This is a genomic window from Corynebacterium kozikiae (assembly GCF_024580965.1).
Lineage (GTDB): Bacteria > Actinomycetota > Actinomycetes > Mycobacteriales > Mycobacteriaceae > Corynebacterium > Corynebacterium kozikiae.
In genome coordinates this window covers 1-1,304 of sequence record NZ_JANIKJ010000047.1, presented here as the reverse complement: position 1 = coordinate 1,304, position 1,304 = coordinate 1, and the positions used below count along the sequence as shown (strand labels likewise).

The window sequence follows — 1,304 nt, the reverse complement described above, 5'->3', positions numbered from 1 at the left end:
TGAAGTGTCCCGGGTTTTGTTCCGTTTGAGTAGATGGGAAAATCTGGAACATGCCAAAGAAGTTTGATCAGGATGCGAAGGACCGTGTGGTCCGCTTGGTTGAGGATCGTATTCTGGCGGAGAATCTTTCACTGCAAGCCGCATGCCAGGCAGTCGCGCCTAAACTGGGCGTGTCGTGGCACAGCGCTCGCCAATGGGTTCAACAAGCCCGCCGTGACGGTGGTGTCACTCGTGCTGAGGAAGATATCATTGCTGAAAATGCGAGGCTGCGCCGAGAAAACCAAGAGCTTCGTGATACCAACGAGTTGTTGAAGGCGGCGTCGGCTTTTTTCGCGTCCGAACTCGACCCAAAACGTCGGAAATGATCCGATTCATCGATGCGCACCGGGATCGTTTCACAGTCGAGTTCATCTGTACGACGTTGAAGAACAATCGCGAGGGTGGTTTTATAACCTCGCGTGGCTACCGCCAATCAAAGGCCCGTGGGATAAGTGCCCGCCGGCACCGAGACGCTGCTTTAATCGACCGCATCCGCACGCTGCACGCTGAAAACTACCGTGTGTACGGGGTAAGGAAAATGTGGCATGCGCTTCGCCGCGACGGAATTGATATTGGTCGCGAGCAAACAGCCAGGCTAATGCGCTTGGCTGGAGTATCTGGCAGGGCCAAAGGCCGAGGTCCTGTGACAACACGTAAGTCACGTCGGCCGGATCTGCGCCCTGACTTGGTCCATCGGCACTTTAGGGCCCCTGGGCCCAATAAGTTGTGGGTGGCCGATATTACCTATGTGCGCACCAGGAAAGGATTCGTTTATACCGCGTTTGTCACCGATGTGTTCTCCCGTCGTATCGTCGGGTGGGCCCTGTCAGATTCGATGCGCACGCAGCTGCTGCCGCTGCAGGCGCTCAATCAAGCAATTGTCAGCGCCAAGGAAACAACTGGGCTTATTCACCACTCGGATCATGGCTCCCAGTACGTGAGCATCATCTACAACGAGCGTTTGGCTGAGTATGGGATTACTGCCTCTACCGGCACGGTGGGAGATTCCTATGACAATGCGCTGGCCGAAAACGTCAACGGCTCCTACAAAAATGAGCTTATTCACCCTCGCCGATGGAACGACGTTATCGAGGTAGAGAGCGCAACGTTTAAGTGGGTGACTTGGTGGAACGAGTCCCGGCTACACCAAAGCCTTGGCTACCGAACACCAGCCGAGGTTGAAGCAGCCTTTTGGGCATACAACCCACCCAAAGCCATAATGGAAACCAAGGCAAATGCCTAGGAACAAAACCCAGGGCAGCTCA

1 protein-coding gene is annotated in these 1,304 nt (G+C 55.0%); it reads left to right on the top strand.

All coding sequences use genetic code 11. From position 1 onward, the window contains the following. Nucleotides 1-50 precede the first annotated feature (50 nt). A protein-coding gene (locus NQ018_RS11260) for an IS3 family transposase (RefSeq protein ID WP_257061020.1) occupies nt 51-1,282 on the top strand; the annotation gives its coding sequence in 2 pieces (ribosomal slippage) (nt 51-339 and nt 339-1,282; 1,233 coding nt in all). Nucleotides 1,283-1,304 lie beyond the last annotated feature (22 nt).